We start from the raw sequence: 22,669 nt of genomic DNA, 5'->3' as shown, positions 1-22,669 counted from the left end.
CCGGTCGGGGACTGCGGGCAGGCGCCGTCTGTGTTCCGTACGCCTTTGTACGGGACGTCTTCGATGAACCGTCAGACCATCAGTGCGCGGTCCGTCGGGCGGATCGGGGCCGGCAGGTCGCTGACTCCGGTCAGGTGGCGGTCGACACCGCGGGCGGCCGAACGGCCCTCCGCGATCGCCCACACGATGAGGGACTGGCCGCGGCCGGCGTCGCCGGCGACGAACACACCCGGCACGTTGGTCTGGAAGTCGGCGTCGCGGGCGATGTTACCTCGCTCGTCCAGGTCCAGGCCGAACTGCTCCACGAGACCGTTCTCGCGGTCGGTGCCGGTGAAGCCCATGGCGAGGGTGACCAGCTGGGCCGGGATCTTGCGCCCGGTGCCCGGCTTCGGGGTCAGCTTGCCCTCGACGAACTCGACCTCGGTGAGGTGCAGCCACTGGACGTTGCCGTCCTCGTCGCCCTCGAAGTGGGTGGTGGAGACGGAGTAGACCCGCTCACCGCCCTCCTCGTGGGCCGAGGTGACCTTGTAGAGCATCGGGAACGTCGGCCACGGCTGGGAGACCGCGTTCCGCTCGTCGCCCGGGCGGGGCATGATCTCCAGCTGGGTGACGGAGGCCGCGCCCTGGCGGTGGGCGGTGCCCACGCAGTCCGCGCCGGTGTCACCACCGCCGATGACGACGACGTGCTTGCCCTCGGCCGAGATCGGGGCGGTGACGTAGTCGCCCTCCTGGACCTTGTTGGCCAGCGGCAGGTACTCCATCGCCTGGTGGATGCCCTTGAGCTCGCGGCCGGGGACCGGCAGATCACGGGCGGTCGTGGCGCCGGCCGCGATGACGATCGCGTCGTACCGCTTCTTCAGGTCGGTCGCCTTCAGATCGCGGCCGATCTCGACACCGGTGCGGAAGCGGGTGCCCTCCGCGCGCATCTGCTCGATGCGGCGGTTGATGTGCCGCTTCTCCATCTTGAACTCGGGGATGCCGTACCGCAGAAGGCCTCCGACGCGGTCCGCGCGCTCGTAGACGGCGACCGTGTGGCCGGCCCGGGTCAGCTGCTGGGCGGCGGCCAGGCCGGCCGGACCCGAGCCGATGACCGCGACCGTCTTGCCGGACAGGCGCTCGGGCGCCTGCGAGGCGACGTCACCGGTCTCCCACGCCTTGTCGATGATCGAGACCTCGACGTTCTTGATGGTGACGGCGGGCTGGTTGATGCCGAGCACGCACGCCGACTCGCAGGGGGCCGGGCAGAGGCGACCGGTGAACTCCGGGAAGTTGTTGGTCGCGTGCAGGCGCTCGGAGGCGGCCGCCCAGTCCTCGCGGTAGGCGTAGTCGTTCCACTCGGGGATCAGGTTCCCCAGCGGACAGCCGTTGTGGCAGAACGGGATGCCGCAGTCCATGCACCGGCTGGCCTGCTTGCTGATGATCGGCAGCAGGGAGCCGGGGACGTAGACCTCGTTCCAGTCCTTCAGGCGCACATCGACGGGACGGGACTTGGCGACCTCGCGGCCGTGGTTCAGAAAGCCCTTCGGGTCAGCCATTGATCGCCGCCTCCATCATCTTCTCGGTGATCTCGGTCTCGGACAGACCGTCTCGCTCGGCGGCGTCCTTGGCGGCGAGCACTGCCTTGTACGTGCTGGGGATGATCTTGCTGAACCGCTCCACGGCCGCGTCCCAGTCGGCGAGCAGCTTCTCGGCGACCGTCGAGCCGGTCTCCTCGGCGTGGCGGCGCACCGCGCCGTGCAGCCACTGCCTGTCCGTGTCGTCCAGCGCCTCGACCGCGTCGGCGTTGCCGACGTTGACGTTGTCGCGGTCGAGGTCGATGACGTAGGCGACACCGCCGGACATGCCCGCGGCGAAGTTGCGGCCGGTCGGGCCGAGGACCACCGCGCGGCCGCCGGTCATGTACTCGCAGCCGTGGTCGCCCACGCCCTCGGAGACGACCAGCGCGCCGGAGTTGCGGACGCAGAACCGCTCACCGGTACGGCCGCGCAGGAACAGCTCGCCGCCGGTGGCGCCGTAGGCGATGGTGTTGCCCGCGATGGTCGAGTACTCGGCGAGGTGGTCGGCCGCGCGGTCCGGGCGGACGACGATCCGGCCGCCGGACAGGCCCTTGCCGACGTAGTCGTTGGCGTCGCCCTCCAGGCGCAGCGTGACACCGCGCGGCAGGAACGCGCCGAAGGACTGGCCGGCGGAGCCGGTGAAGGTGATGTCGATGGCGTCGTCGGGCAGGCCCGCGCCGCCGAACTTCTTCGTCACCTCGTGGCCGAGCATGGTGCCGACCGTGCGGTTGATGTTGCGGATGGCGACCTGGGCACGCACCGGCTGGGCCTCGGTGGCGTCCGAGGCGGCCAGGGCGTCGGCCGCCAGCTTGATCAGCTCGTTGTCGAGGGCCTTCTCCAGGCCGTGGTCCTGCTCGACCACCTGGTGGCGGACCGCGCCCTCGGGCAGCTCGGGCACGTGGAAGAGCGGCTCCAGGTTCAGTCCCTGGGCCTTCCAGTGGTTCACCGCCCGCTCGACGTCCAGCACCTCGGCGTGGCCGACGGCCTCCTCGATGGAGCGGAAGCCCAGCTCGGCCAGCAGTTCGCGGACCTCCTCGGCGATGAACCGGAAGAAGTTCACCACGTACTCGGCCTTGCCGGTGAAGCGGTCGCGCAGGGCCGGGTTCTGGGTGGCGATGCCGACCGGGCAGGTGTCCAGGTGGCAGACGCGCATCATGACGCAGCCGGAGACGACGAGCGGCGCGGTCGCGAAACCGAACTCCTCGGCGCCGAGCAGCGCGGCGATGATCACGTCACGGCCGGTCTTCAGCTGGCCGTCCGTCTGGACCACGATCCGGTCGCGCAGGCCGTTGAGCAGCAGCGTCTGCTGGGTCTCGGCCAGGCCCAGCTCCCAGGGGCCGCCCGCGTGCTTCAGGGAGGTCAGCGGGGAGGCACCCGTACCGCCGTCGTGACCGGAGATCAGGACCACGTCCGCGTGCGCCTTGGAGACACCGGCCGCGACCGTGCCGACGCCGACCTCCGACACCAGCTTCACGTGGATACGTGCCGCCGGGTTGGCGTTCTTGAGGTCGTGGATCAGCTGGGCCAGGTCCTCGATGGAGTAGATGTCGTGGTGCGGCGGCGGGGAGATGAGACCCACGCCCGGCGTCGAGTGACGCGTCTTGGCGACCCACGGGTAGACCTTGTGGCCGGGCAGCTGGCCGCCCTCGCCGGGCTTGGCGCCCTGGGCCATCTTGATCTGGATGTCGTCGGCGTTGACCAGGTACTCGCTCGTCACGCCGAAGCGGCCGGAGGCCACCTGCTTGATGGCGCTGCGCCGGGCCGGGTCGTAGAGACGGTCCGGGTCCTCGCCGCCCTCACCGGTGTTGGACTTGCCGCCCAGCTGGTTCATGGCGATGGCGAGGGTCTCGTGCGCCTCCTTGGAGATGGAGCCGTACGACATGGCGCCGGTCGAGAACCGCTTGACGATCTCGGAGACCGGCTCGACCTCCTCGACCGGGATCGACGGGCGGTCGGACGTGAAGCCGAACAGGCCGCGCAGCGTCATCAGACGCTCGGACTGCTCGTTCACCCGGTCCGTGTACTTCTTGAAGATGTCGAAGCGGTTGGCACGCGTCGAGTGCTGGAGGCGGAAGACCGTCTCCGGGTCGAACAGGTGGGGCTCGCCCTCGCGGCGCCACTGGTACTCGCCGCCGATCTCCAGCGCGCGGTGCGCCGGGGCGATGCCGGAGGCGGGGTACGCCTTGGCGTGGCGGGCGGCGACCTCCTTGGCGATGACGTCGATGCCGACGCCGCCGATCTTGGTGGCCGTGCCGTTGAAGTACTTCTCGACGAAGGCCTCGTCCAGGCCGACGGCCTCGAAGACCTGGGCGCCACGGTAGGAGGCGACGGTCGAGATGCCCATCTTGGACATGACCTTCAGGACGCCCTTGCCGAGGGCGTAGATCAGGTTGCGGATGGCCTTCTCGGGCTCGATGTCCGACAGGAAGGTGCCGGCGCGGACGAGGTCCTCGACGGACTCCATCGCCAGGTACGGGTTGACGGCGGCGGCGCCGAAGCCGATGAGCAGGGCGACGTGGTGGACCTCGCGGACGTCGCCGGCCTCGACCAGCAGGCCCACGTGGGTGCGCTGCTTGGTGCGGATGAGGTGGTGGTGGACGGCCGCGGTGAGCAGCAGCGACGGGATCGGCGCGTGCTCGGCGTCCGAGTGGCGGTCCGACAGGACGATCAGGCGGGCGCCGTTCTCGATGGCGGCGTCGGCCTCGGCGCAGATCTCCTCGATGCGCGCGGCGAGGGCGTCACCGCCGCCGCTGACCCGGAACAGACCCGACAGCGTCGCGGCCTTCATGCCGGGCATGTCGCCGTCGGCGTTGATGTGGATGAGCTTGGCCAGCTCGTCGTTGTCGATGACCGGGAAGGGCAGGGTCACGCTGCGGCAGGACGCTGCGGTCGGCTCGAGCAGGTTGCCCTCCGGACCGAGCGAGGAGCGCAGCGAGGTGACCAGCTCCTCGCGGATGGCGTCCAGCGGCGGGTTGGTGACCTGCGCGAACAGCTGGGTGAAGTAGTCGAAGAGCAGCCGCGGGCGCTCGGAGAGGGCCGCGATCGGCGAGTCCGTACCCATGGACCCGATCGGCTCGGCGCCGGCCTTGGCCATCGGCGCGAGGAGGACGCGCAGCTCCTCCTCGGTGTAGCCGAAGGTCTGCTGGCGGCGGGTGACCGAGGCGTGGGTGTGGACGATGTGCTCGCGCTCGGGCAGGTCGCCCAGCTCGATCTCGCCGGCCTCCAGCCACTCGGCGTAGGGCGCCTCGGTGGCGAGCTGCGCCTTGATCTCGTCGTCCTCGATGATGCGGTGCTCGGCGGTGTCGACGAGGAACATCCTGCCGGGCTGCAGCCGGCCCTTGCGGATGACCTTGGCCGGGTCGATGTCGAGGACGCCGACCTCGGAGCCGAGGACGACGAGGCCGTCGTCGGTGACCCAGTAGCGGCCGGGGCGCAGGCCGTTGCGGTCGAGGACGGCGCCGACCTGGGTGCCGTCGGTGAAGGTGACACAGGCGGGGCCGTCCCAGGGCTCCATCATCGTGGAGTGGAACTGGTAGAAGGCGCGCCGGGTCGGGTCCATGGAGTCGTGGTTCTCCCACGCCTCCGGGATCATCATCAGCACGGAGTGCGGGAGCGAACGCCCGCCCAGGTGCAGCAGCTCGAGGACCTCGTCGAAGGAGGCTGAGTCGGAGGCGTCCGGCGTGCAGACCGGGAAGATGCGCTCGAGGTCGCGGTCGCCGAAGAGGTCGGAGACCAGCTGCGACTCGCGGGCGCGCATCCAGTTGCGGTTGCCCTTGACGGTGTTGATCTCACCGTTGTGCGCGACGAAGCGGTACGGGTGCGCGAGCGGCCACGACGGGAAGGTGTTCGTGGAGAAGCGCGAGTGGACGAGCGCGACGGCCGAGGCGAAGCGGCGGTCGGACAGGTCCGGGAAGAAGGGCTCCAGCTGGCCGGTGGTCAGCATGCCCTTGTAGACGATCGTGCGGGCGGAGAGGGACGGGAAGTAGACACCGGCCTCCCGCTCGGCGCGCTTGCGCAGCACGAAGGCCTTGCGGTCGAGCGCGATGCCCTCGCTCGACCCGTCGGCCACGAACACCTGACGGAAGACCGGCATGGTGGAGCGGGCGGTGGCGCCCAGCAGCTCGGGCGCGGCGGGGACCTCGCGCCAGCCGAGGACGGTCAGACCCTCCTCGGACGCGATCGTCTCGATCTTCGAGACGGTGTCCTGGGTCCCGTCCTCCGGGAGGAAGGCGATACCGACGGCGTACGAGCCCGCCGCGGGGAGTTCAAATCCGGCCACCTCACGGAAGAAGGCGTCCGGCACCTGCGAGAGGATGCCCGCTCCGTCGCCGGAGTCGGGCTCGGAGCCGGTGGCACCGCGGTGCTCGAGGTTGCGCAGAACCGTGAGCGCCTGTTCGACCAGCGCGTGGCTCGCCTCGCCGGTGAGGGTGGCCACGAAGCCGACGCCACAGGCGTCGCGCTCGTTGCGGGGGTCGTACATACCCTGCGCAGCAGGGCGAGCATCCATGAACGACCAATTCTGGCCATTCGCGGAATGCTGGGACGGCTGGCGCGGCGTACGCATCGGCTCTCCCGTCGTCGTCAAGTGGCATGTGCTGGTGCCGAGGGACGACGTTGGCCCTCTGCTGGAGTGCAAAATTTCGTGCAGGTTACATGATGGAGTGGTTCTCGGGAACCGGATACTGCGTTCCAACATGCGGACGCCGCGGGTGGCGGCCGGGTGCCGCGGGTCACGGCGGGGCGCCGCGCGCGGACGGCGAAAATGTGTGGGGACCGAACCGGACGAGATCGATCAGATCGGTGTCTTTCGGCCCTGAGGGGCGGGGAGAGCGGCTTCACTCATCCCGCGAGCGCGCCGCAGGCGTCATTGCCCACAGCGCTTACGGCTCATGCCCGGTCGTCAAGCATTCGAAACCAGCAAGTAACGGCTATTTATGCGGCCCCATGCATAGCTACCGACAGCGCTATCCTACGGCCGTTCCGAACAGGCTGCCCAGGGCGTACGTCACACCGGCCGCCGCACCGCCCAGCGCGAGCTGCCTGAGGCCGCTGTACCACCAGCTCCGCGCGGTCACCTTGGCCACTACTGCACCGCAGCCGAACAGCCCGGCGAGCGCGAGAAGAACGGCCGGCCACAGGGCGGTCGCCCCCAGCAGGAACGGCAGGACGGGCAGCAGGGCGCCGAGCGCGAACGACCCGAAGGACGAGACCGCGGCGACCAGCGGCGACGGGAGATCGCCGGGGTCGATGCCCAGCTCCTCACGGGCATGGATCTCCAGGGCCTGCTCGGGATCCCTGGACAGCTGCCGGGCGACTTCACGGGCCAGCAGGGGCTCGACCCCGCGGGCCGCATAGAGCGCCGCGAGCTCGTCCTCCTCGTCCTGCGGATGCTTGCGCAGTTCACGCCGCTCGACGTCCAGCTCGGCCTCGACGAGTTCCCGCTGCGAGGCGACGGAGGTGTACTCGCCGGCCGCCATGGAGAACGCGCCGGCGGCGAGCCCCGCGAGCCCTGTGATGACGATCGTCTGGTGACCGACGGAGCCGCCCGCGACACCGGTCATCAGGGCGAGGTTGGAGACCAGGCCGTCCATCGCGCCGAACACGGCGGGGCGCAGCCAGCCGCCGTTCACGTCGCGGTGCGTGTGGTTGTCGCGGTGCGCCGCGTGCAGCGTCGCCTCGGTTTCGATGATCGCCATGCCGGTCCCCCAGGAAGCTTAGCCAAAGCTAACTTTGGATGCGTTCTATTTTTCGACAACGCCGAACCTACGCCGATAATTTCATCGTCGCCAGCAAGGAAAGGCTGAGCTAACCTGCGGTTTTGTCAGTCGCCGCTCATTCGCGCTTGTTACCGCTCAGATGCCGAAGGGGTGACACGCAGCCCACCCAGGCTCACGCGCGCCCCTCCCGTGGGAGACATCCGCAAAGGTCGCCGCGACCCCGTGAAGGTCGCCCCGACCCTCGTGGTCCCGTGAAGGAGAGGCCGCCCATGGCATCGATCGCCTGCACTCCCCCGGCCGCGGCGCCCGGGGACGCCGCCGGGCTCCGCGAACGGGCACGGGGCGCGCTGCTCGGCCTGGCCGTCGGAGATGCGCTCGGGGCGCCCGCGGAGAACCTGAAGCCCTCCGAGATCCGCGCCCGCTGGGGCCGGATCACCGGGTACGTCACCGAGAAGCCGTGCGGCACGGACGACACCGAGTACGCGATCTTCTCCGGGCTCCTGCTGGCCCGGCACGGATCGGCGCTCACCCCCGCCCACGTCGAGAGCGCCTGGCACGAGTGGATCGCCGACCGGGCCGAGGGCCCCTTCCGCGGTGCGGGCTTCAGCGAGCGGGGCACGCTGGAGAACCTCCGCCGCGGCCTCGCGGCCCCCATCTCCGCCCAGCACCGCCACGCCTGGAGCGACGGCCTCGCGATGCGGGCGGCCCCCTTCGGCGTCTTCGCGGCGGGCCGCCCCGCCGAAGCGGCCCGTCTGGTGGCGATCGACGGCCTGGTCAGCCATGAGGGCGAGGGCATCTACGGCGGACAGGCGGTCGCGGCGGGAGTGGCGGCGGCAATGGCCGGCGCCTCGCCCGCGGTGGTGATCGCCTCGGCCCTCGCCGTCGTCCCCGACGACTCCTGGACGGCCCGCTCGCTACGGCGCGCGGTGGCCGTTGCCCACCGCGGCGAACGTGCGGTCCGCTCCGCGGTGGTCATCGGCGGCTACCCCTGGACCGATCTGGCCCCCGAGGCGGTCGCCCTCGCCTTCGGCGCGTACGCGGCGGCCGACGGCGACTTCCGGGAGGCGGTCCTCACGGCGGTGAACATGGGCCGCGACGCGGACACGACGGCGGCGGTGGCAGGCGCCCTCTCCGGCGCGACCCAGGGCATGTCGGCGATCCCCCCGGACTGGGCGGCGGCCATCGGCCCGGCGAGGGGCCGCTGCCTGCCGTCCATGGCCGGCCATCACGTCCTGGACGTGGCAGAACTACTGGTCCCGGAAGAGGGCGGGAAGTGGGGGGCGGGGGTGGTGGTGCCGGGCCATCTGCCGGAGGGGATCCGGGGGCCGGCGCGGGAGCTTGCACCGGACGAGGTACGGGGGCCTGCTCCGGAGGGGGTGCGGGAGCTGGCGCCGGCGGAGGTGCAGGGACTTGCGGTGGACGACTCGCAGCGACCTGCAACGGAGCAGGTGCAGGCAGTCGCAGCGGTGGAGACACCACCCACCCCACACGCCATCGAGCCACCCATGCCGCTGTCTCCCGCCTCACAGCCGACCGAGCCACCCGCCCCCGTCCCACCCGCCCCACAGCCGACCGAACCCTCCACCCCGCTACCACCCGCCCCACAGCCGACCGAACCCTCCACCCCGCTACCACCCGCCCCACACACCACCGACTCACCCACCCCCCTCCCACCCGCCTCGCAGCCGACCGAGTCGGGTGGTGGGTGGGCGGAGGGGCGCGGGTGCCGGGGACGGAGTCCGCTCGTGGGTGCGGGGAACTCCGGTTGCCAGGACAGCGAGCCCACGTCATGAGGCGCCGTATCGAAGGGCTGCTGCTCGGCCTCGCCGCAGGCGACGCCGCCGGCTGGCCCGCCGCCCGGCACCGGGCCGCGCGGATGCCCGAGTGGACCCGTCGGCTGACCCGCGAACTGGACACCTTCGCCGAGCAGAACGCCACCACCACCCTCCCCGTACCGATCGCGCTCAACCAGCCCCCGGAGCCCCTCCGCCTCGGCCCCTCCGACGACGCCGAGTGGGCGGCGTTCGCCGCGGAAGCGGTCCTGCGGGCCGGCGACGACGACGTGCTCGGCGACCTCAGCCGGGAACGCCGTATGCGCGCCGCCATCGACCTCACCTGGACCGCCGTCGCCTCCGAAGTCGCCGCGGCAGCGGACCGCGCCCCGGAGATCGAGTCCGCCGTACTGCCCCTGCGCGCCCGCATCTCCGTCCGCGCCGGCCTCGGCAACCTCGCCGCCGGCCTGCGCCCGCCCGCCACCGGCCACGACAACCCGCATTACTTCGACGACGCCGCCTGCGTCCGCGCCTGCGTCCTCGCGGTGGCGCACCCCGGCGACCCGCGGCGCGCCGCCGACCTCGCCGAGTTCGACGCCCGGTACACCCAGGACGGCGACGGAGTGCACGGAGCCCGGGCGATGGCGGCGGCCCTCGCCCTCGCCCTCACCGGAGCGGACACCGACACCTGTGTGACGGCCGCCCTCGCCGAACTCCCCGCGGAGACGGAGATCGGCCGCAACACCCGCCACGCCCTCGCCCTGGCCGAGGACAGCGAGTCGGCCTTCGCCCTGATCCCCCTGCTCGAACACCAGATCGTCGACCACGTCTACAGCTACGGCATCGCCGCCGCCGAGACCGTCCCCGTCGCCCTGGCCCTCGCCACGGCCGCACGGGGCCGTATCGCCGAAGCCGTCCCCGCCTCCGCCTGTCTGTCCCGGGTCGCCGACTCCGCCCCCGCCCTCGCCGGCGCACTCACCGGCGCCCTGGGCGGCGGCGAGGCGATCCCGGCCGCCTGGAGGGACGCCTGCCGCACCCTGTCCGGCTGCGCCCTCCCCCGCCTCACCGGCACCGACCTGGTGGAACTCGCCGGACTCCTGGAAGCCGCACAACGGGCCCGACCAGGAGGATGATTCGGGGCATGACGCCCAAAGGAGAAGAAAGCGGCGGACCGTGTCCGCCGCGGCTGAGTGGTCTCGACGAACGGATCACCGGGGCCCTGGTCGGAGCGGCCGTCGGCGATGCACTCGGCGGCCCCGTCGAGGGCTACTCCCCCGAGCAGATCACCGACCGCCACGGCGGCCGGGTGCACGGCGTCGTCGGCCCCTGGCACGGCGACGCCTGGCGCACCGCCCGCCCCATCGCCCCGTACCACAAGGGCGACGGGCACGTCACCGACGACACCCTGATGACCCACGCCCTGGTCCGGGTGTACGCCCGGGTCCGCGACCACCTCGACGCGTACGCCGTCGCCGACCACCTGGTCCCGGACCTGATGACGAACCCGCGCTGGATCCCGGAGCTGGAGGCCGAGGCGCTGCCGCTGCAGCGCGTCTTCCTCGCCGAGAAGTGGCTGGTGGCACGGCTGGCCTACGGGCACGTGGATCCCCGGGAAGCGGGCGTCGGCAACATCGTCAACTGCGGTGCGGCGATGTACATGGCTCCCGTCGGCCTGGTCAACGCGGCCAACCCGGCGGCGGCGTACGCCGAGGCGCTGGACATCGCCGGCGCGCACCAGTCGTCGTACGGCCGGGAGGCCGCCGGAGTTCTCGCCGCGGCGGTCGCCGCCGCCACCGCATGGGACGCCACCCCGGACTCGGTGGTGACCGCCTGTCTGTCCCTGGCGAAGGACGGCACGCGCACGGCCATCGAGAAGGTCTGCGAAGTGGCGTGCGACCACGGCGACTTCGAGTCGGCCCTGGTCCCGCTCCGGCAGGCGGTCGCCCCGTACGACACGGTCGGCCCCGACTACCGCGCCCCCTCGCTCGGCGCCCGCCGCCCCTCCCGTCTGCACTCCATCGAGGAACTCCCCGTCGCCCTGGGCATGTTGCTGGTCTCCGGCGGCGACTTCCGCCAGGCGGTCCTGGGCTCGGTCAACTACGGCCGCGACTGCGACTCGATCGCCACGATGGCCGGCGCGCTCGCGGGCGCCCTGGGCTCCCCGGTGCCCGAGGACTGGGCGAAGACGGTGGCGGGGGCGAGCCGCCTGGACCTGTGGGAACCGGCCCGCACGCTCACCGGGGTCGCCCGCGAGATCTTCGAACGGGACGTGCACCGCCGACGCGCACACGAGCAGGCCTTCACGGCGCTCGGAGGCACGGCATGCTCCGACTGACCTGGGTCCAGCCGGAGGACCTCCTGGGCCATGAACTCCGCCAGGCCCGCCTGGACGGCCGGGAACCGTACCGGATCGAGGCGAGGTGGCGCGCGGCCGGCGGCCTGGATGCCCCGGAGCGGGCGGGGGCCTCACCGCACCGGGCGGCCCGCTGTCTGCGCCTCCTGGCCGAGGACCTGCTGGACGAACTGGCCGACCTGCCCAGCAAGCTGGCGGAGGACGAACCGACGGACCTGGCGAGGATCAGGGCGCTGTGCCCGAACTGGCCGAAGCCACCCGGCGGCGGGCGGTCGCCGGCCCCCGCCCCGCTCTCCCTGGAAGCCGCCTGGCTGGGCAGAGCCATCGGCTGTCTCCTCGGCAAACCGGTGGAAAAGCTCCCCCTCGACGGCATCCGTGCCCTCGCCCGGTCCACCGGCAACTGGCCCCTGTCCACCTGGTTCACGGCCAAGGGCGTCCCCGGGGACCTGCTCGCCCGGTACCCCTGGAACCGCCGCTCGGCCAGGACCTCCCTCGCCGAGAACATCGACGGCATGCCCGAGGACGACGACCTCAACTACCCGCTCCTCAACCTCCTCCTGCTCAAGCGGCACGGAAGGGCCTTCACCACGAGCGACGTGGCAAGGCTGTGGCTCGACGAACTCCCGCCCGGCCGCACCTTCACCGCCGAACGCATCGCCTTCCGCAATCTCCTCACCGGCATCGAACCCCCGCACACCGCCCGCCACCGCAACCCGTTCCGGGAGTGGATCGGTGCCCTGATCCGCGCCGACGTCCACGGCTGGACCAACCCCGGCGACCCCGCGGCCGCCGCCGAGCAGGCCCACCGCGACGCGCTCCTCACGCACACCGCCAACGGCGTCTACGCGGCGATGTTCACGGCCGCCGCCCTCGCCGCCGCGGCCACCGGCACCCACGACATCCACGCCTGCCTGCGCACCGGGCGCACGGTGGTCCCGCCCCGCTCCCGCCTGGCGCGGGCGATCGACCACGCCGTCCGGCTGGCGGCGGACCACCGGGACTTCGACGACGTCGTGGACGAACTCCACGCCACCTACTCCGCCACCCACCACTGGGTCCACGCCGTCCCCAACACGGCCCTGATCGTCGCCGCCCTCACCCACGCGGACGGCGACTTCACCGGCTCCGTCTGCCGTGCCGTGTCCGGCGGCTGGGACACCGACTCCAACGGAGCGACCACGGGCAGCATCGCGGGCCTCCTCGCGGGCAGCCCGGGCGCGCTCCCCGACCGCTGGCGAGTCCCGCTGAAGAACCGGCTCGCCACCACCGTCGCCGACTTCGACGGCACCGGCTTCGACACCCTCGCCCATCTCACGCACCTGGAGGCGACCCGCCCATGACCCACATCGCCGTCCTCGGCAGCACGAACATGGACCTCGTCACCTACGTCACCAAGGCTCCGCAGCGCGGCGAGACCGTGACGGGACGGGAGTTCCGTACGATCCCCGGCGGCAAGGGCGCCAACCAGGCGATCGCCGCCGCCCGTGCCGGGGCCACGGTCTCGATGATCGGCGCCGTCGGCAACGACGCCTTCGGCATGCGCCTGCGCGACACCCTCGAACACTCCGGCGTGGACACCGACGTCCTGCGCACGGTGGAGGGCCCGTCCGGCACCGCCCACATCGTGGTGGACGACGAGGGCGGCAACTCCATCGTCGTCATCCCCGGCGCGAACGGCACGGTCGACCATCTCTCCCCCGGCGACGAGGGCGTGCTCGCCTCCGCCGACGCCCTGCTGCTCCAGCTGGAGATCCCGCTGGCCGCCGTGATCGCGGGCGCGGAGGCGGCCCGCCGGCACGGCGTCCGTACGATCCTCACCCCGGCCCCCGCCCAGCCGCTCCCGCCCGGACTCCTCGCCGCGACCGACCTGCTGGTCCCGAACGAGTACGAGGCCGTCACCCTGACCGGCCGCACCGATCCACGCGAGGCGGCCACCGCCCTGCTCGACCTGGTCCCGGAGGTCGTCGTCACCCTGGGCGCGACCGGCAGCCTGTACCTGGCCCGGGGCGCCGAACCACTGGTGGTGCCCGCACCCCGGGTGAAGGCCGTGGACTCCACGGGCGCGGGCGACACCTTCGTCGGTGCCCTCGCGGTGGCCCTGGCCGAGGAGAAGCCGGTGCGGGAGGCCCTGTCCTGGGCCTCGGCCGCGGCGGCCCTGTCCGTGCAGCGGGAGGGGGCGTCGGTGTCGATGCCGTACCGCCCGGAGATCGACGCGCAGTTCACGGCATGAGCATGAGGACGACGCCGCGCGCGCCCCGGCCGATGCAGGCCCTCGACGGCCTGCGGGTCCTCGACCTGGCCACCCTTTTCGCGGGCCCCATGGCCGCCACCCTGCTCGGCGACTTCGGCGCCGAGGTGATCAAGGTGGAGCATCCGGGCCGGCCCGACCCGTCCCGGGGGCACGGCCCGGCGAAGCAGGGTGCCGGCCTGTGGTGGAAGGTGCTCGGCCGCAACAAGCGCACCATCACCCTCGACCTGTCCAAGCCCGGCGGCCGTGCGCTGCTGCTCCGGCTCGCGGCCACCGCCGACGTGGTGATCGAGAACTTCCGCCCCGGCACCCTGGAGAGATGGGACCTCGGCTGGGCGGAGCTGTCCGCCGCCAACCCGCGGCTGATCCTCGCCCGGGTCACGGCCTTCGGCCAGTTCGGCCCGTACGCGCACCGGCCCGGCTTCGGCACCCTCGCCGAGGCGATGAGCGGCTTCGCGGCCGTCACCGGCGAACCGGACGCGCCGCCGACGCTCCCGCCCTTCGGACTCGCGGACTCGATCGCGGGCCTGGCGACGGCGTACGCCGTGCTGACGGCCCTGGCCGCGCGGGACCGGACCGGCGAGGGGCAGGTCGTGGACATGGCGATCATCGAACCGATCCTCGCCGTCCTCGGCCCCCAGCCCACCTGGTACGACCAGCTCGGCTACGTCCAGAAACGCACCGGCAACCGGTCCGCGAACAACGCCCCGCGCAACACCTACCGCACCGCCGACGGCCTCTGGGTCGCCGTCTCCACCTCCGCGCAGTCGGTGGCCGAGCGGGTGATGCGGCTGGTGGGCCGCCCGGAGCTGATCGGGGAACCGTGGTTCGCCACGGGCACGGACCGTGCCGCGCACGCCGGGGTGCTGGACGAGGCGGTGGGCTCCTGGATCGCGGCCCGCACCCGCGACGAGGTCCTGGCGGCCTTCGAGAAGGCGGAGGCGGCGGTGGCCCCGGTCCAGGACGTGCGGGATGTCCTGGCGGACCCCCAGTACCAGGCCCTGGGCACGGTCACCACCGTCGCCGACCCGGAACTGGGCCCGCTGCGCATGCAGAACGTGCTCTTCCGGCTGTCCGCCACGCCCGGCGCGATCCGCTGGGCCGGCCGCCCGCACGGCGCCGACACGGACGCGGTGCTCACCGAACTGGGCCTCACCCCGGCCGACCTGCGCGCCCTGCGCGAGGAGGGCGCGCTGTGACACCGCTGCCGCTCACCTGGCTCTACGTACCCGGTGACCGTCCGCATGTCGTCACCAAGGCGCTGGCAGCGGGCGCCGACGTGGTGGTGATCGACCTGGAGGACGCGGTCGCCCCCGACCGCAAGGAGTACGCCCGCACGGCCACCGCCGAGCGCCTCCGCGCACCGCAGCCGGTCCCGGTCCACGTCCGCGTCAACGCCCTGGACGGCCCCTGGGCGGCCGCCGACCTCACGACGCTGGCCCCGCTGCCGGGCGTGTCCGGGCTGCGGCTCCCGAAGGTGACGTCCCCGGACCAGATCAGGCAGGTCGCCGTGGCCAGCCCGCTCCCCCTGTACGCCCTCCTGGAGTCGGCCCTCGGTATCGAGCACGCGTACGCGATCGCCACCGCCCACCCGTCCCTGCGGGGTGTCTCCCTCGGCGAGGCCGACCTCCGGGCCGACCTCGGGGTACGGGCCGACGCTGGCCTCGACTGGCCCCGCTCCCGCGTGGTCGTCGCGGCCCGTGCGGCCGGCCTGGCACCGCCGCCCCAGTCGGTCCACCCGGACATCCGCGACCTGGACGGCCTGGCCGACTCCTGCGCCCACGGCCGCAGCCTCGGTTTCCTGGGCCGAGCGGCGATCCACCCTCGGCAGCTGCCGGTGATCGAGGAGGCGTACCTGCCCACGCCTGGGGAGATCGAGGAAGCGGAAACGATCATCAAGGCAGCGGCGGCCGACCCGGGCGCCCAGGCCCTCGCCGACGGCCGCTTCATCGACGCGGCGGTGGTGGCGACGGCACGGAGAACCCTGTCACTGGCACGACGGTGCTGAGCCCTCACACGCCGAAGGCGCCCGGAAGGATCCGGGCGCCTTCGGTTCCGTGCAGCCGGCCGTCAGCTCTTCTTCGGCGCCGACTCGGCCTCGTCCTTCGGTGACTCCCGCGACTCGGGCTCCGAGGAATCGGAGGAGTCCTGCTGCTCGGGCTGCGCAGACTCGGCGGAGTCCGGGGACTCGGGCTCGCTCTTGGCGGCGGCCGCCTCGGCAGCCGCTGCCGGTTCCACGACCGCCTCACGGCCCGGCCGCTTCTTCGACGAGATAACGATGTACGCCACCGCCAGCAGGAACACGAGCATCGCGGTCCAGTCGTTCAGGCGGAGACCCAGGATGTGGTGGGCGTCGTCGACGCGCATGTACTCGATCCAGCCGCGGCCCACGCAGTACGCGGCGACGTACAGGGCGAACGCCCGGCCGTGGCCCAGCCGGAAGCGGCGGTCGGCCCAGATGACCAGGAGGGCGACGCCGATGCACCACAGGGACTCGTACAGAAACGTCGGGTGGTAGTAGCCCGGCACCCGGCCGCCGTCGGAGGAGGTGATGTGCAGCGCCCACGGAACATGCGTCTCGCGGCCGTACAGCTCCTGGTTGAACCAGTTGCCCCAGCGGCCGATGGCCTGCGCGAAGGCGATGCCGGGGGCGATGGCGTCGGCGTAGGCGGGCAGCGGGATGCCCCGGCGTCGGCAGCCGATCCAGGCGCCCACGGCGCCGAGCGCGATCGCGCCCCAGATGCCGAGGCCGCCCTCCCACACCTTGAAGGCGTCCACCCAGTCACGGCCGGCGCTGAAGTACAGCTCGTAGTCCGTGATCACGTGGTAGAGCCGGCCGCCGACGAGGCCGAAGGGCACGGCCCAGACCGCGATGTCGGCAACCGTGCCGGAGCGCCCGCCACGGGCGATCCAGCGCTTGTTGCCGAGCCAGACAGCGACGAAGACGCCGATGATGATGCAGAAGGCGTAACCGCGCAGCGGAATGGGGCCGAGGTGGTACACCCCGTGCGACGGGCTGGGAATGGAGGCAAGGTTCATGGCAAGGTCGACGCTACCGTGCCGGGCGGGTGGGTCGGCAAGCAGCCCGGCAACGGGTCCATAACGGGGATGTGAGAAACACTTACTGCTGGTTCGCCTGCTCCACCATCTGCTTCAGCTTTTCCGGGGTCAGCGTCTGGTCCTGGTAGATGTTCTTGCCGTTCAGCAGGACACTGGGCGTGCTGCTGAGGCCGGCGGTCTGCATGGCCTTGTGGGACCTGTTCACCCAGCTGTCGTGGGCGCCGTCCTTGACGCACTTCTGGAAGGCGGCGGTGTCGAGGCCCTTCACCTTGCCGGCCAGCTGGATCAGCTTGCCGTTGTCCGCGAAGGCGTCGTCGGTCTCCTGGGGCTGGTTCGCGTACAGCACGTCGTGGTAGTCGCGGAACTTTCCGGCGTCCTGGGCGCAGGCCGCGGCGTTCGCCGCGCGCAGGGAGCCGGTGCCGCCGAGGTTGCCGTCGATCAGCCGGACCAGGTGGTATTCGATTCTGAGCTTGCCCGCGTCGGTCAGCTCGTGGAGCGTCGACCGGTACCGGGTCTCGAAGGACTGGCAGGCCGGGCAGCGGAAGTCCTCCCAGACCGTGAGCGTCGACTTGGCGCCGTCCTTGCCGACCGGGATCGCGAGACTGTCCTTGCCCTGCGCGCCCGAGGGCGCCACGACCGGGCCCGCGCTGGTTCCCTTGTCCTTGCCCGCCTTCGCCGCGACCACGCCGATCACCGCCGCGAGGCCGAGGACGCAGACGACGCTCGCGCCCACGATCAGCGTGCGCCGTCGCTTCTCAGCGGACTTCTGCTTCTCGCGCTCGACCGCCAGCCGCTCCCGGGCAGTGCGCTTTCCGTCACGGTTCTTCTCGCTCACACCCCCAGAACGAACCGGGGAGGCGCAGCGCGCCTCCCCGACCCGAGGTCCACTCGTTCGAGTGACCGAATCATCCGTTGTGAACCATTACGTGTCACTACGGGCGGCTGCGGACGTCCAGGGGTGACAACGGACGTCCGAGGGCGATCACGCCTGTCCGCGTACGCCCTTCGCCAGCTCGCCCGCGAGACCGCGCACCGCTTCGAGGCCCGAGGCGTGGTCCGGGGCGTCCAGCATGCGCTTCACGAACGCCGAGCCGACGATGACACCGTCGGCGAAGCCGGCGACCTCGGCGGCCTGGGCCGCGTCGGAGACACCGAGACCGACGCAGACCGGCAGCGGGGTGCCGGTGGCCCGGGTGCGCTCGACCAGGTCCTGGGCCTGCGCGCCGACCGACGCGCGGGTGCCGGTGACACCCATCAGCGAGGCCGCGTAGACGAAGCCGCTGCCCGCCGCGGTGATCCGGGCGAGCCGTTCGTCCTTGCTGCTGGGGGCGACGACGAAGACGGTGGCGAGACCGTGCTTGTCCGCGTGCTCCCTCCACAGGCCCGACTCCTGGACCGGCAGGTCGGGCAGGATGCAGCCCGCACCGCCCGCCTCGGCCAGCTCCGCGGTGAAGCGCTCGACGCCGTAGCGGTCGATGGGGTTCCAATACGTCATGACGAGCACCGGCTTACCGGTGGCCTCGTGCGCCTCCCGGACCGTCCGCATCACGTCCGCGATCCTGACTCCGCCGCGCAGGGCGATGTCGTCGGCGGTCTGGATGACCGGGCCGTCCAGGACCGGGTCGCTGTGCGGCAGGCCGACCTCGACCACGTCGGCGCCGCCGTCGAAGACGGCCTTGATCGCCTCGATGCCGCCGTCCACGGTCGGGAAGCCGGCCGGGAGGTAGGCGATGAGCGCGGACCGGCCCTCGGCCTTCGCGGCCGCGAGGGTGTCCGTCAACAGCTGGATGTTGCCGCTCACTTGGCGTCCCCCTCGATCTCGGCGGTGTCGGCTTCGTTGGCGGCCACCTCGGCGTCGGTGTCGTAGAGGCCGAAGTAGCGCGCCGCGGTGTCCATGTCCTTGTCGCCGCGGCCGGACAGGTTGACCACGATCAGCCCGTCCTTGCCCAGCTCCTTGCCGACCTCCAGGGCGCCGGCGAGGGCGTGGGCGCTCTCGATGGCCGGGATGATGCCCTCGGTGCGCGACAGCAGGCGCAGGGCCTGCATGGCGGCGTCGTCGGTGACCGCGCGGTACTCGCCGCGACCGCTGTCGCGCAGGTAGGAGTGCTCCGGGCCGACACCCGGGTAGTCCAGACCGGCCGAGATGGAGTACGGCTCGGTGATCTGGCCCTCGTCGTCCTGCAGGACGTAGGAGCGGGAGCCGTGCAGGATGCCTGGCTCGCCCGCGGTCAGGGTGGCCGCGTGCTCGCCGGTCTCCACGCCGTGCCCGGCCGGCTCGCAGCCGACCAGACGGACGCCTTCGTCGGGGATGAAGGCGTGGAAGAGGCCGATGGCGTTGGAGCCGCCGCCGACACAGGCGACGGCCGCGTCAGGGAGGCGGCCGGCGCGCTCCAGGAGCTGGCGGCGTGCCTCGACGCCGATGACCCGGTGGAAGTCGCGGACCATGGCCGGGAAGGGGTGCGGGCCGGCGACCGTGCCGAACAGGTAGTGGGTGTGGTCGACGTTGGCGACCCAGTCCCGGAACGCCTCGTTGATGGCGTCCTTGAGCGTGCGGCTGCCGGACTTCACGGCGACGACCTCGGCGCCGAGCATGCGCATGCGGGCCACGTTGAGGGCCTGGCGCCGGGTGTCGACCTCACCCATGTAGATGGTGCAGTCGAGGCCGAAGAGGGCGCAGGCGGTGGCCGTCGCGACGCCGTGCTGGCCCGCGCCGGTCTCCGCGATGACCCGGGACTTGCCCATGCGCCTGGTGAGCAGGGCCTGGCCGAGGACGTTGTTGATCTTGTGGGAGCCGGTGTGGTTGAGGTCCTCCCGCTTCAGGAAGACACGGGCGCCGCCGGCGTGTTCGGCGAACCGGGGCACCTCGGTCAGGGCACTGGGCCGGCCGGTGTAGTGGACGAGCAGGTCGTCGAGCTCGCGGGCGAACTCCGGATCGGCCTTCGCCTTCTCGTACTCGACGGCGACCTCGTCCACGGCGGCGACGAGGGCCTCCGGGATGAACTTCCCGCCGAACGCGCCGAAGTAGCCCTCGGCGCTGGGTACCTGGCCGGTCGGGTCAGGGATGAAGAACTGGCTGGGCATGCAGAAACCTCACGGTGAGTTGTGTGGACAACACGAATTCGCCGTGGGGGCGGGGTCGTCAGACGGCCGTGGGCCGGCTGTGGTGTGTCGCGCCCGTGCGGCGGAGCCGCACGGGCGGGCACAGCCCCGCGCCCCTGGAGGGACGCCATCGCATGCCGTTCACCTGGCCCGGTTCGTCACCGATGACGTAGCGCACCCGCCGGCCGTGCACCCTGCGTGCGGGCGCGCGGCAGCCACGCGGCCGGCAGCCGCGCGCGAGGCGGGCATACCGGTCCACGATCGTGGCGGTGGCGGTGAGCGTCATCGGAGGAAACCCTACGGCGTGGTCAGCTTCGCCCGTGCCGCAGCGCGGGGTGCTCGCCCGCGGCGACCAGGTCGGAGACGGCGGCCTTCGGGTCGCGCCCGGTCACGAGGGACTCGCCGACCAGGACCGCGTCGGCACCGGCGTTGGCGTACGCGATCAGGTCGTGCGGCCCGCGCACTCCGGACTCGGCGACCTTGACGATGCCCTCGGGAACCTCCGGAGCCACCCGCTCGAACGTGCCGCGGTCGACCTCCAGGGTCTTCAGGTTGCGCGCGTTGACGCCGATGATCCGGGCACCCGCGGCCACGGCCCGTTCGACCTCGTCCTCGTCGTGCACCTCGACGAGCGGGGTGAGTCCGATGGAGACGGCGCGCTCGATCAGCGACTCCAGGGCCGGCTGGTCGAGGGCGGCCACGATCAGCAGCGCGAGGTCGGCGCCGTAGGCCCGGGCCTCCCACAGCTGGTACGACGTGACGATGAAGTCCTTGCGCAGGACCGGGATGTCCACGCGCGCCCGGACGGCTTCCAGGTCGGCCAGCGAGCCGCCGAAGCGGCGCTGTTCGGTCAGGACCGAGATGACGGCGGCACCGCCCGCCTCGTAGTCGGCGGCGAGCCCGGCCGGGTCGGCGATCGCGGCCAGCGCGCCCTTGGAGGGGCTGGAGCGCTTGACCTCGCAGATCACCTTGACACCGTCGCCCTTGAGCGCGGCCACCCCGTCCTTGGCGGCGGGGGCCTTCGCCGCACGCTCCTTGAGCTCGTCGAGGCTGACGCGTGCCTGCCGCTCCGCGAGGTCGGCACGGACTCCGTCGATGATCTCGTCGAGCACACTCACGCGAGCGGCCCCCTTTCAGACGGTTGTTCCAGTTGTTCCTTCGGGTTTTGAAAACCCTCGGTCACATCGATGGTATCCGGAGGTCCACGCAGGCCCTGCATCCGATCTATACCGGTCCCACGACCTGGACGTTTCGCAAGCGGTCAAGGATGCAGCCAACCGCCGCCCGGCAGGTTCCGGACCACGGTGAAGACCAGCAGCAACACCCCTATGCTCCACATCTTCACCCCCCCGGGCTCGATCCGCACCGCCCGGCCGCGCACCGCGCGGACCACCCAGACGGTCCACAGCACCGCGAAACCGAGGTAGGCGGCCACGCCCGCCGCGTTGTCGTGCAGGGCGGTGAGGAAGTCGCCGTGGACGAAGGCGTGCGCGCTGCGCAGTCCGCCGCAGCCGGGGCAGTACAGGCCGGTGAGCCGGTACAGGGGGCACACCGGGTAGTGGCCGGGCTCGTTGGGGTCGACCGAGCCGACGTACGCGAAGGCCCCGGCCACGGCCGCGAGGAGGCCGGCCGGGACGGCGAGCCGGCCCCACAGGGCGGCGGGCGGGCTGGTGCGCGGGGCTGGGCGGCTGTCGGCGTTCACGCTGGCATTGTGCCCCGCACGCTCCGCACACGCGCGCGAGGGGCGGTCCGCACCGTCCCCGGTGCGGACCGCCCCTCGCGGGAAGCGGTGGTGCTCAGGCGTCGGCGCCGGCCGGCTCGCGGGTCGCGGCGGGGGCCACGTGCGCGATGGCGTGCGCCTGCTGCTTCGGCTGGCCGAGGCCCATGGCGCGCATGGCGGCGCCCACGACACCGCCGAGGACCACGATCACCATGCCGGCCCAGAAGCCGAGCGGCTGCGCCATCACCATGAAGGCACCCGAGACGCAGAAACCGATGAAGGCGATGGTGACGCCGGTCCAGGCGGCCGGGGTGTGACCGTGGCTGCTGCCCGCCATGACTTGCTCCTCGTTGCTGTGTACGTGTGTACGTGTCGTACGGTTCCGAGCCCGTCCGATCACTGTCCGAGCCGGACGCTCATCGTCCATTGTCCCGTACGTGAGCGGGTGCGGGAGGCTGGGGCGGCGTCTGGTTCGCCACATCCGGCGACGGCCCGGGGGTACGGCTCAGGCGCCGGTGGGGTCCTCGCCGCGGTCCAGGGCCTTCCAGATCTCCTCCGGACGTTCGGGGTCCGCCGGGCGCGCCGTGCGCCGCGGGCGGTCGGCCCCGCGCTCGTAGCGGCCGGACATGGCGGGCCACAGGCGGCCGTAGCGCAGGGCGAGCAGCCCGGCGAGGAGGATCAGGACGCCGCCGACGGCCGCGACATAGGGCCAGCCCGTGTGGCTGAGGGCGGCGACCGTGGCCGAGGTGTCGCCGGTGGTCTGCGCGGCCTTCTCGTCCAGCGCGGAGCCGTCCGAGGCCCCGAGGAGGGCGGCGGCGACGATGCCCGCGCCGGAGAGCGCGAGCAGGGCGGCGACGACATGGCGGCCGGCTCTGCGGACGGCGAAGACGGCGACGAGCGCGGCGAGGCCCACTATGGCGAGGGCCGCGGGGACGCCCGTGACGTCGCTGCCCCTGGCTGTCAGCGGGAACGCGCCACCGGCCACCGTGGCGGTGCCCTCCGACCATCGTTGCCGGGTCGCGAGCAGCGTCACGGCCGCGCCGAGCGCACCGCCCAGCAGGGCCACGGCGAGGCTCCGCCGGCCGGACCGGGCGGGCGCGGCGGCTTCGGAACGGGGGTGAGGTACGGCAGTCACGTACTCCAC

19 protein-coding genes are annotated in these 22,669 nt (G+C 72.3%); 7 read left to right on the top strand and 12 right to left on the bottom strand.

Features of this window, described 5'->3' with window-relative positions:
* Positions 1-71: 71 nt before the first annotated feature.
* The 3 genes from ACIRU3_RS13715 to ACIRU3_RS13705 form a co-directional block, all read right to left on the bottom strand.
* On the bottom strand, positions 72-1,535 hold the full coding sequence (locus ACIRU3_RS13715; RefSeq protein WP_404055705.1) for a glutamate synthase subunit beta: 1,464 nt from the start codon (positions 1,533-1,535) through the stop codon (positions 72-74).
* Entirely contained in the window at positions 1,528-6,120 is a 4,593-nt protein-coding gene (gene gltB, locus ACIRU3_RS13710; protein WP_404055703.1) for a glutamate synthase large subunit, read from the bottom strand. Before gltB ends, ACIRU3_RS13715 begins: the two co-directional genes overlap by 8 nt.
* A gap of 400 nt (positions 6,121-6,520) precedes the next feature.
* Positions 6,521-7,252, bottom strand: a complete 732-nt coding sequence (locus ACIRU3_RS13705) for a VIT1/CCC1 transporter family protein (protein ID WP_404055701.1) — start codon at positions 7,250-7,252, stop codon at positions 6,521-6,523.
* A 290-nt stretch (positions 7,253-7,542) separates the two neighbouring features.
* On the opposite strand from ACIRU3_RS13705, the gene ACIRU3_RS13700 reads away from it, so the two are divergent.
* The 7 genes from ACIRU3_RS13700 to ACIRU3_RS13670 are packed head-to-tail and all read left to right on the top strand — an operon-like array spanning position 7,543 to position 15,654.
* Positions 7,543-9,066, top strand: a complete 1,524-nt coding sequence (locus ACIRU3_RS13700; RefSeq protein WP_404055699.1) for an ADP-ribosylglycohydrolase family protein — start codon at positions 7,543-7,545, stop codon at positions 9,064-9,066.
* Positions 9,063-10,178 carry an ADP-ribosylglycohydrolase family protein gene (locus ACIRU3_RS13695; RefSeq protein ID WP_404055697.1) on the top strand — a complete coding sequence of 372 codons (1,116 nt, stop codon included), beginning with the start codon at positions 9,063-9,065 and terminating at the stop codon, positions 10,176-10,178. Before ACIRU3_RS13700 ends, ACIRU3_RS13695 begins: the two co-directional genes overlap by 4 nt.
* Before the next feature lie 8 nt (positions 10,179-10,186).
* A complete protein-coding gene (locus tag ACIRU3_RS13690; protein ID WP_404055695.1) occupies positions 10,187-11,380 on the top strand; it encodes an ADP-ribosylglycohydrolase family protein in 1,194 nt (397 codons plus the stop codon).
* On the top strand, positions 11,368-12,738 hold the full coding sequence (locus ACIRU3_RS13685) for an ADP-ribosylglycohydrolase family protein (protein ID WP_404055693.1): 1,371 nt from the start codon (positions 11,368-11,370) through the stop codon (positions 12,736-12,738). The genes ACIRU3_RS13690 and ACIRU3_RS13685 overlap by 13 nt, the downstream gene beginning before the upstream one ends.
* Positions 12,735-13,628, top strand: coding sequence for a ribokinase (gene rbsK / locus ACIRU3_RS13680; RefSeq protein WP_404055691.1), 894 nt, complete (start codon positions 12,735-12,737; stop codon positions 13,626-13,628). The genes ACIRU3_RS13685 and rbsK overlap by 4 nt, the downstream gene beginning before the upstream one ends.
* 2 nt (positions 13,629-13,630) lie before the next feature.
* On the top strand, positions 13,631-14,845 hold the full coding sequence (locus ACIRU3_RS13675) for a CaiB/BaiF CoA transferase family protein (protein ID WP_404056225.1): 1,215 nt from the start codon (positions 13,631-13,633) through the stop codon (positions 14,843-14,845).
* Complete coding sequence (locus ACIRU3_RS13670; protein WP_404055689.1) at positions 14,842-15,654, top strand: HpcH/HpaI aldolase/citrate lyase family protein; 813 nt, start codon at positions 14,842-14,844, stop codon at positions 15,652-15,654. The genes ACIRU3_RS13675 and ACIRU3_RS13670 overlap by 4 nt, the downstream gene beginning before the upstream one ends.
* A gap of 62 nt (positions 15,655-15,716) precedes the next feature.
* Here the strand turns inward: ACIRU3_RS13670 and lgt are convergent, their stop codons facing one another.
* From lgt to ACIRU3_RS13625, 9 genes are all read right to left on the bottom strand, one after another.
* Complete coding sequence (gene lgt, locus ACIRU3_RS13665; protein ID WP_404055687.1) at positions 15,717-16,685, bottom strand: prolipoprotein diacylglyceryl transferase; 969 nt, start codon at positions 16,683-16,685, stop codon at positions 15,717-15,719.
* An 82-nt stretch (positions 16,686-16,767) separates the two neighbouring features.
* Positions 16,768-17,541, bottom strand: a complete 774-nt coding sequence (locus tag ACIRU3_RS13660; protein WP_404055685.1) for a DsbA family protein — start codon at positions 17,539-17,541, stop codon at positions 16,768-16,770.
* 147 nt (positions 17,542-17,688) lie between these two features.
* Positions 17,689-18,507, bottom strand: coding sequence for a tryptophan synthase subunit alpha (trpA, locus tag ACIRU3_RS13655; RefSeq protein WP_404055683.1), 819 nt, complete (start codon positions 18,505-18,507; stop codon positions 17,689-17,691).
* Positions 18,504-19,787 carry a tryptophan synthase subunit beta gene (gene trpB / locus ACIRU3_RS13650; RefSeq protein ID WP_404055681.1) on the bottom strand — a complete coding sequence of 428 codons (1,284 nt, stop codon included), beginning with the start codon at positions 19,785-19,787 and terminating at the stop codon, positions 18,504-18,506. The genes trpA and trpB overlap by 4 nt, the downstream gene beginning before the upstream one ends.
* A gap of 58 nt (positions 19,788-19,845) precedes the next feature.
* Positions 19,846-20,091 carry a tryptophan biosynthesis modulator TrpM gene (gene trpM, locus ACIRU3_RS13645; protein WP_404055679.1) on the bottom strand — a complete coding sequence of 82 codons (246 nt, stop codon included), beginning with the start codon at positions 20,089-20,091 and terminating at the stop codon, positions 19,846-19,848.
* A 22-nt stretch (positions 20,092-20,113) separates the two neighbouring features.
* Positions 20,114-20,923 (bottom strand): indole-3-glycerol phosphate synthase TrpC, encoded by an 810-nt coding sequence (gene trpC, locus ACIRU3_RS13640; protein ID WP_404055677.1) that lies wholly within the window; start codon positions 20,921-20,923, stop codon positions 20,114-20,116.
* A 143-nt stretch (positions 20,924-21,066) separates the two neighbouring features.
* Entirely contained in the window at positions 21,067-21,507 is a 441-nt protein-coding gene (locus tag ACIRU3_RS13635) for a DUF2752 domain-containing protein (RefSeq protein WP_404055675.1), read from the bottom strand.
* A 94-nt stretch (positions 21,508-21,601) separates the two neighbouring features.
* Positions 21,602-21,862, bottom strand: coding sequence for an HGxxPAAW family protein (locus ACIRU3_RS13630; protein ID WP_404055673.1), 261 nt, complete (start codon positions 21,860-21,862; stop codon positions 21,602-21,604).
* Positions 21,863-22,030: 168 nt separating this feature from the next.
* Positions 22,031-22,669, bottom strand: coding sequence for a TIGR02234 family membrane protein (locus ACIRU3_RS13625; protein WP_404055671.1), 639 nt, complete (start codon positions 22,667-22,669; stop codon positions 22,031-22,033).

It is taken from the genome of Streptomyces sp. NPDC101151 (assembly GCF_044768335.1).
GTDB lineage: Bacteria > Actinomycetota > Actinomycetes > Streptomycetales > Streptomycetaceae > Streptomyces.
This window is presented reverse-complemented; position numbering and strand designations above follow the sequence as displayed.